At 57.7% G+C, this 8,157-nt stretch carries 7 protein-coding genes; 4 read left to right on the top strand and 3 right to left on the bottom strand.

Going from position 1 to position 8,157, the window contains the following annotated elements; genetic code table 11:
* On the bottom strand, window positions 1-782 hold a 782-nt coding region (locus AC1DYC_RS30750; protein ID WP_477411430.1), incomplete at its 3' end, for a sulfate adenylyltransferase subunit 1.
* Between the two features lie 1,338 nt (window positions 783-2,120).
* Between AC1DYC_RS30750 and AC1DYC_RS30745 the strand changes: the two genes are divergently transcribed.
* Complete coding sequence (locus AC1DYC_RS30745) at window positions 2,121-2,870, top strand: LuxR C-terminal-related transcriptional regulator (protein ID WP_477411429.1); 750 nt, start codon at window positions 2,121-2,123, stop codon at window positions 2,868-2,870.
* A 146-nt stretch (window positions 2,871-3,016) separates the two neighbouring features.
* Here AC1DYC_RS30745 and AC1DYC_RS30740 read toward each other — a convergent pair whose 3' ends face one another.
* Window positions 3,017-4,084 (bottom strand): DNA-directed RNA polymerase subunit omega, encoded by a 1,068-nt coding sequence (locus AC1DYC_RS30740; RefSeq protein ID WP_477411428.1) that lies wholly within the window; start codon window positions 4,082-4,084, stop codon window positions 3,017-3,019.
* A gap of 555 nt (window positions 4,085-4,639) precedes the next feature.
* Here AC1DYC_RS30740 and AC1DYC_RS30735 point away from each other — a divergent pair.
* Complete coding sequence (locus AC1DYC_RS30735) at window positions 4,640-5,227, top strand: sugar transferase (protein WP_477411431.1); 588 nt, start codon at window positions 4,640-4,642, stop codon at window positions 5,225-5,227.
* A gap of 118 nt (window positions 5,228-5,345) precedes the next feature.
* Here the strand turns inward: AC1DYC_RS30735 and AC1DYC_RS30730 are convergent, their stop codons facing one another.
* Complete coding sequence (locus AC1DYC_RS30730) at window positions 5,346-5,588, bottom strand: hypothetical protein (protein WP_477411427.1); 243 nt, start codon at window positions 5,586-5,588, stop codon at window positions 5,346-5,348.
* Between the two features lie 411 nt (window positions 5,589-5,999).
* Here AC1DYC_RS30730 and AC1DYC_RS30725 point away from each other — a divergent pair, with 411 nt between their 5' ends.
* Both AC1DYC_RS30725 and AC1DYC_RS30720 read left to right on the top strand, forming a co-directional pair.
* Window positions 6,000-7,280: an O-antigen ligase family protein gene (locus AC1DYC_RS30725; protein WP_477411426.1), complete on the top strand. Its 1,281-nt coding sequence runs from the start codon at window positions 6,000-6,002 to the stop codon at window positions 7,278-7,280.
* Window positions 7,228-8,157: an ATP-binding protein gene (locus AC1DYC_RS30720; RefSeq protein ID WP_477411425.1), complete on the top strand. Its 930-nt coding sequence runs from the start codon at window positions 7,228-7,230 to the stop codon at window positions 8,155-8,157. Before AC1DYC_RS30725 ends, AC1DYC_RS30720 begins: the two co-directional genes overlap by 53 nt.

Here is an 8,157-nt window from a genome sequence, read left to right as displayed (position 1 = left end):
AAGCCGCGGAAGTCGAGATTGGGCCGGTTGACATACTGCACCGGAAACCGGAACGGCAATTCGACCGCGGCCTCGTCGACCGATACGGTTTCGAGATGCTCGATAAGCGACGGGCCGGAATACCACGCCGTCTTGTCGGAGCGGCTGGTGACATTGTCGCCATAGCGGGCCGACATCGGGATCGGCACGATCGTCTGGAAGCCGAGCTCGTGCGAGAACTGGCGATAATCCTCGACGATGCGGTCGAACACCGCCTGGTCGAAACCGACGAGGTCGATCTTGTTGACGGCCAGCACGATGTGGCGGATGCCGAGCAGCGAGGCGATGATGGAGTGGCGCCGGGTCTGGCGCAGCACGCCCTGGCGCGCATCGATGAGCACGATAGCGAGATCGGCGGTCGAGGCGCCGGTCGCCATGTTGCGGGTGTACTGCTCATGGCCGGGCGTGTCGGCGACGATGAACTTGCGCTTGGGCGTGGCGAAGAAGCGATAGGCGACGTCGATGGTGATGCCCTGCTCGCGCTCGGCCTCGAGGCCGTCGACCAGAAGCGCGAAGTCGATGTCGTCGCCGGTGGTGCCATGCTTGCGCGAATCGCGTTCGAGCGCGGCAAGCTGATCCTCGAAGATCTGCTTGGTGTCGGACAGAAGGCGGCCGATCAGCGTCGACTTGCCGTCGTCGACCGAGCCGCAGGTGAGGAAGCGCAGCAGCGACTTCTTCTCCTGTGCCGCCATGTATTCGCGGATGCCGTCGGTGGGGGCGAGGCTCTTGGCCACGTGGCGCATGGCTAAAAGTATCCCCCGCGCTTCTTGTCGAGGCGCAATTTCATGCGCTCGTCATCTCTGGAGATTAGCATGCCATCGCGTTCCATCACCGGCCGTACCTGGGTGAATAGCGCCTACTGCGGTGGAACAGGAACAGGTTAAGGATCGGCGTACGGCGGCTGTCATCCACGGCAGTCCGCCGCGCGATGCAATCCCAAAGGCGGCCCCGCAATATGCCAGGCGATCCGATCTCATCCCTGATGGGCATGGTCATCTCCAAGCCTATCACTAGCTCTTCATAACCCTCCTGCTCGCGGCTGTCTTCTCACTATCTGCGCTTCTGGGAGATCAGGTAAAGAGCGCGTCCGTGAAATGGTCCAATCGATGGGTCAGGTCCGCCTAACTCGAATTGCAAGGCTTCCTGTCATGAAGGCCCTGTGGCGAGGAGCCATCCCATGCCAATGACGCTGACTATCGTTGCTGCCAGCCCCGATGTTAAGCCCGTCCGCCGTGGGGCCAAATGCGACCCATTATGGGTCAGCACGCCTGGCACCGCAATTGCGTTGATAGGGTGTGGGCTAGGCGAGGGCCCGTCGTCTCGCAAATGGGGCGGCGGGCCTTTGGTCAGCGAGGATTTGGATGGAGCGGCCCGGCACCCCCTTGTTGGGATGGGCTAGGACACCGGGCCTAACCGACGGGCAGTTTGTGAGAAACCGCGCCGGGGGCTGGGGGACTATATGCGATCATCCCGGATATGTGCAAAGCATACGAACGAGGTACGGACGTGCGCTGGTCCCTGAAGGCCTGGGAAGTGGCGGTCTCCCTGCCAGCATAGACTACGAGCTCTTTCTGGTCCTGCGCGCATATCTCCTTTTGACCTACGACGATTTAGCTTCGAGCAGCATGGGCTGCGCCTAAGGGAGTGTGGACCGGCAGCGGTCAGTGCGGTTCCATAAAATTGCGGCCCGATTCCTCTCCGAATCGCAAGTTCGCACCACTGATGCCGAGACCTTCCGCATACACTTTTTGGTGTGGAATCAAGCCTGCACAATTCGTGGCTGTCAGGGGCTGATATATTAGCTAGCTAAGATATAATTACAAATTGTTAACCAGGATTAATGCGTCTTATCCACAGCATCGTAGTATGCCTTGCAGGTTGGGTTACCTCTAAAGGGCAGGGAAGCCATACGTCCGCGCGTTGGGGCGGCGTATGCCCTACTCCTTAAATCCATTCCTAAGACCTAGGCAGCCTGACACACGATAAATGAGCGTATCAGTTCACGCTGACAAGCTTTTGCGAGGGAGCCAAACCAAAAGGAGGAAAGGCAAAGTCAGCGGCGGAGAGGAGCAGGTAAGTCGATGGAACACCAAACTTCCGATTTTTCGAAGCACGCGACAAGACCGCTACACAACGGGCCGGACGCAAATGGCCTTATCAAGTCCGATCTAGAAGACGGACATCGAGGCGAAGGTCTTGTGATGATTGTGGACAAGCGAGCACTTGAGCGTGAATGCCTTGCCCGTGGCCTTGTCGAACACAATCCCACTTTGCGCGTTAGCGCGGTAGGATCGCTCGACGAAATCCAGCACACTGCCGGAGAAACGGAGCCGTCTGCGATCCTCATCATCCTTGGTTCCAGAAAGGTCTCCGACCCGACTAGCCGGGCGGAACTTACGCATTTCATTGCCGAGATTGGCGCCGTACCCGTAATCGTCGTGGTGGATTCCGACGAGCCGGCGGAGGTTCTCGCCGCACTCGAATGCGGCGCCCGTGGCTACATTCCCACAAGCGTGACGGTGAAGGTCGCTGCCGAGGCCATTGGTCTCGCTCGCGCCGGAGGAATCTTTGTACCTGCCAGCTGCGTGCTGGCGCTCCGAGAGCTCATCCACTCGTCCGCAAACGGTGCCCGTCCGCTCGCCGGTATGTTCACCATACGTGAGGCGGCGGTCGTGGAGGCGCTCAAGAAAGGCAAGGCGAACAAGATAATTGCCTACGAACTCAACCTCTGTGAGAGCACCGTCAAGGTGCACATCCGCAATATCATGAAAAAACTGAAGGCTACGAATCGCACGGAGGTAGCGTACAAACTTAGACAGATGTTGCTTTGAAGGCTGCCTCGATCGGTCTCGCCTGGTCTACCAGTACAACTGCTGGATGCGTAAACGGGCGGGACCAGCGGGTCGCCGTTCTGATCTAACAGAAGGTCGATCGTCTCGTCCGAGCCTTTCGCGAGACAGACACTCTCGGCGGGTGTTTAGGTACGTTCCCGGCCAACCGTCGTGGACCCTGCCTTCACCAGAAATCCAACGCTGCCCTCTGCGAGCTCCGCGCCCCGAAAAGCGGCTTCGGCGGCCTTCAATCCACCCGTCAGTCTGCGGACCATTGCAGCTGGTCCGAGTACGTCAGGTGGAAGGCCTGGCGGACCACCGGTAGGGCGCTTCGGTGGCCAGAGTCTGAGGCCGAAATAGCTGGCGGCCGAGCGATCGATCCCGCCACTGAACTGCACCAGCAGCGCTTGGCGCGAGTTCCGGGCAATACGGCCTAGGCTGTTGATGTCCATTGGTGGTTTGTGGGAGGGCGTCATCGCGACCACGATCACATCCCATGCATCGCCGGTCAGGAGCTCGGGGTGCGAAAAAACGCTTACACTGGCCCCACCCTCGCGTAGTGTATGCTCAAGGGATGGTGCACAGGGCGTGTCGCAGACGATGGCAATCCTCGCGGCACGTTGATCGACACCGGCATCGCCGAGCAAGATGCAGCATACCCGCGCGAACTCCGGCAGCAGGTCTATAGCTGGGTGGCTGAGATTGGGAGCGGCAACCTTGATGCCGGCCTCGTCACAGGCGTCGAAGTCCACGACGCCCGGCCGCAGCTCCCATGGTTCTGCCATCAGCGAAACAACTGCATGCGAGGGCAAGAGTTCGATGAGCGATCTCGAAATCGGCCCGACCTGGAGAGAGTAGGTAACGATGTCGACATCCTGCCATTTGCGGCTGTCGATGCGGTTCGCCACTTCAACGCGTTCGGCGACCTTGGCCTGTTTGGCAAATGCCAACGTAGCGTCCGCAGTTGCCGCGAAGCTCGGATGTCTAGAGGAGATGCGGGTGAGCGCAACGACACGTCTGGCATTGGCGAGCGCCGCCACTGTGGCGGTCACCGCCTGGTATCCTGTCGCGGCACCAACGACCACGGTGAGGCCGGAGAGATCGAGATCAAGCGAGGCTATTTGCTTGCGCACGATAGCAAGTACTCCGGCAATGTCGATTTCCGAAACATCAACAGCAAACGACTTTGCGGGAAAATCACGTGACGAAGGCATCAACCCAGGCACCACGTTGGGCGCTCCACAATATCGGATAGGACGGTGGTATCCTTTGAGCGATCAACTGCCTGCGGGGTCCTAAAGTGCGATGCATGTGTACTTCCTGCATTGACGGACGCCTAGCGGCCCTGCGCATTTAGCAAACGTGGTTCCTTTATATCCTATCCTTGCGAGAGCGTGACGGCCGGAACTTGGTTGGCGCTTTGACCTTATGATCGCCGAACGAATTAGAATCCAGTTCTGCAATACTGCCGAACCTGGCGATCTGCTACTGCAGCAAATGGATGCAGGTGATACGCCGTTTGATCAGAAGGCTTACCGATGTACGCCGCCGACGCGCCTATCAGGCAAAGGTGTAAAGAGCGCAGGGTATGGCGCTACCTCCTTTGCTTCTCTTGCCGACAATGACAAGCCACAGTGAAGTGGGCCAACATCAGCAGCATTTCTTGGTAAGAACCCGTGACAATCAGCGCATTCGATATAAAGCGCCGCAGGCCCGGCATCCGCATACGACAAACCGTCCATCCGCTTGGAGGCCGGCCCAAGAGGATGATGGACGTGTCTGTCGCATTGATCGCGCTTGTTCTCGCTGCTCCGGTGATGCTGGCGGTTGCCCTTTTGATATTGGTGACCGACGGGGGACCGGCGGTATTTTCACACACCCGGGTAGGTTTCAACGGCAAGCGCTTCGCCTGCTACAAGTTCAGGACCATGGTGGCCAACTCGGAGCGGGTTTTAGCCGACTATCTCGCGAGCAATCCCGAAGCCGCCAAGGAGTGGGAGCAGAATTGGAAATTCAAGAACGACCCGCGCATCACATTCCTGGGGCGTATTCTCCGAAAGTCGAGCCTGGATGAGCTGCCGCAACTCATTAACGTGCTGCGAGGCGAGATGAGTTGCGTCGGTCCTCGTCCGGTCGTTCCGGACGAATTGAAACGTTACGACTCCTGCGCGATCGACTACTTAAAAACCCGGCCGGGGCTAACCGGCCTGTGGCAGGTGACAGGCAGAGACGCAATGGACTATCCCAGCCGTGTCGCCATCGACAGCCGGTATGTGCGGGAATGGTCCCTATGGGCCGATGTCGTTATTCTCGTGCGGACTGTTTTCGCCGTGATGAAATTCGACCGTGCGTCTTGATGAGCGCGTCGCAAATTTCTGCCTTATGCTGTCGTCGTCCCAAAATCGCAGCGTGCTTTTGCGACCGCAACGGCGAACAGATGCGGCGCCGGGGCGGCGAAACGGCACCCGCAGACCGTCACTGCTCACGTGACATGCCTCGGCGCCAGACGACGCCAAGGAAGAGACCGAGCAAATAGGCGCACTGCAGAACGACAACGAGAAGTAGGATTGAAAGCAGGCGGTGCCAATCACTGCCAATTCCACCTGCAAGGGCGCCGCCTACGACAGTCACCGCGGTCATGATGATGAGCGCAGCTGCTCGAAAACGCAATCCCAGCAGAATGCCGATTACACCGACCGCGACAAGGCCCCAAAGCACGGCGATCTCCTATGGGTGGAAGACTCAGTGTGCCATATCCAAGTCTCCCACATCTGCGAATCGGCACCAACACTCAATCCGACCGCGCGGTCTCGCCGAAGCTCAATCAAGGGGCGGAAATCGCTGCAACTCCGCCGCTTGCACAAAAGGCGTAGAGCACCCTGTCCAAATGCCCCCTTTTCGCTCATTTCCTTGTCCTCCCGCCGAGCCTACGCTGCTTGTAAATAGGTATGCGGAGATTCACCCGCCATGCGGCAGCATGCAATGAAAATATAAGGCGCGCAGGGAACGCTGAGCCTATGTTTATCGGTGCTGCTACTCAGGACAACAAGGCGCTGGACGTTGCGCGTTGGGGCAGGGCTGTGTCGGCTCGAAGTTCCCGCACAATGCTTTCGGTGTGACATCTCATCTATGCTGCAGGCATTCGTTCTTTTGCTGATCGTGTCCATCTGGTTCCCTGGCGCAACGCGGATTGCCGGGACGGATGGCTCGCTTTCCTTCTTGCTTGCTCTGTTCTGCGCCCTCTTAAGCGTCGTTGCCTATGCCGAAACGGCAAGACGACTCCATCGGGTGGAAGCGACCTTGGCGACTGCGGTGCTGACGATATCCGCTTTCATCATCATCCTGTCCCTGCTGTCGATGCTCTACGCAGACAATCCGCTCAGGACGATGCGCGCGGTTTTCGCACAAGTGTTTGGTTTCGCGATTATTCCAGCAGTCGCAGCGATCTCCACGAGACGCAAAGGTCTCGTGGCAGTCGACAGGGTTGTGATGGCGATAGTCATTATGAGCGTTGTAACATCCTGTCTTGTCGCAATCGGACTAGGCGATGCCAGATTCGCCGATCGGGCCGAAGGCTATTTCAAGCACTCGAACCAGCTCGGGATCGCCTTGTCGGCCGGTCTGCCGCTCATCGCCGCGAAGATGGTCTCATCTCGCAAGCATCGAGTTCTTCTCTTGGGCTGCCTCGTCGCGGTGCTCTTGGGTTTGGTGAAATCGGGTTCAAAGACAAACTTCGTTCTCGGTGTGGCGGGGCTCGGTGCATTCTTCGGATTATATAGTATATATCTAATCAGAAGAAAGAAGAGTCCGATAAAAATAATAGTCGGAACCGTTGTTGCTCCGATATTGTTCCAAGTGAGTCTGATGGCATTGCAGTCCCTGAACCCACGGGCTTACAACCTTCTGGCTCTTCAACTTTCCGGAGGCGAGGCGCATTCGGTGGTATCGCGACAGCGCCTGTGGTCCATATCGATAGATCTCGGCCTGTCGCATCCGTTCATGGGAGTGGGGGCAGGGCAGCCGGTGGGCGATATCGCTCCCCATAGCCACAATTTGTTCATCGACTTCTTCAGAACACTGGGAGTGCCCGGACTCGCTTTGGTGTCGATCATGGTTCTCGTTGTCTTGGCATATCTGGTTAGCGCCGTCCTCTGCACATTGTTCGGCAATGACAAGGGGAGCGACCAGGCGGCGCAAGTGAATGTGATGGTGCTCGGAGCGTCGGTTTCCCTGTGGAACTACATCGTCGCAAACCAGATGAGCGATTCCTTCGGTCCATCAACTGCGGCCTTCTTCTGGCTGCCGTTGGCTTTGCTCATCTTCTACCGCGGCATGCAACGATCATTGCAGACTGGTCTTGAGCGTCCAAAGTTGTACGCGGGGATCGGGTCCCAACTATTTCAACATTGAGCTGTTCTTCAACCTTCCGAAAATCAGCTTTGACCAGAACCCAATGATTACGCACACAGGTCGCGACCTGACGGCTGACTTGCCGCCAAGCGTCGAACCATGCGCGCTTCAAACAGACATCCGATTTGTGGAATTCTTTGGTCTCCCCGGAATTGGAAAGACGACCGCATCCACCCTATTAGCGCAAGGCCTACGGCGGTGCGGCCCGTTGGTAGCCGATGTGCAAGTAGCGTGGGAGGCCAGAAATTTCATCGGCCGCCAAATCTATAGGATCGGTATTATTTCACGAAGATTTAGGGATCGTGAGTTTCGCTCCCTGTTCGCGCGAATTGCGCGCTTTGTCATCGAAAGCGGGCAATCATCAATTGTCGATGCAGCCAAAGTCATCTGGAATCTTTCGTTTGTGGTTGCCTATGTCCAAAGCGAGAGAGCAGAAAATAATACCATTGCTATAATGGATCAGGGTCTGTTGCAGGGGTTCTTGTCCATTTTGCTTAAGAGTCGGAATCGAGCAACATCCGAGAAGTGGCTTGATATTCTGTTCGCCATTGGAGTGCACGACATAGCTTTTGTCCATCTGCGCGGCGAACTCGGCGTGGCACGAGATCGACTTCAGAAAAGGGGCGATCGGTCCTCGCGGATGCAAAGGGCATCTCCTGACTGCGACTTTGATCTCTGGTTGACGGCGGACCGTGCTTGCCGCGAGATTGCGGCCGATCTTGAGGGGGGGATGGGAACGGAAGATCACGCCGGCGTACTGGCGGCGGTCGCCGTGGAAAGGTTCGCATCACCCGAAGACGTCGCCGAAAGGGTTCTCGATGCTGTGCTCCTGGCCTGCCTCGAACGGCATCGGCTGTGCGATTCGGTAGGTCAATGA

It is taken from the genome of Mesorhizobium sp. P2_E7, from assembly GCF_056403855.1.
Note: the sequence above shows the minus strand (reverse complement) of the source record. Positions and strands in the feature narration are given on the sequence as shown.

Coding starts and splice junctions, on each gene's coding strand:
- AC1DYC_RS30740 (WP_477411428.1), bottom strand. CDS start 4,084: ATGCCTTCGTCACGTGATTTTCCCGCAAAGTCGTTTGCTGTTGATGTT.
- AC1DYC_RS30745 (WP_477411429.1), top strand. CDS start 2,121: ATGGAACACCAAACTTCCGATTTTTCGAAGCACGCGACAAGACCGCTA.
- AC1DYC_RS30725 (WP_477411426.1), top strand. CDS start 6,000: ATGCTGCAGGCATTCGTTCTTTTGCTGATCGTGTCCATCTGGTTCCCT.
- AC1DYC_RS30735 (WP_477411431.1), top strand. CDS start 4,640: ATGGACGTGTCTGTCGCATTGATCGCGCTTGTTCTCGCTGCTCCGGTG.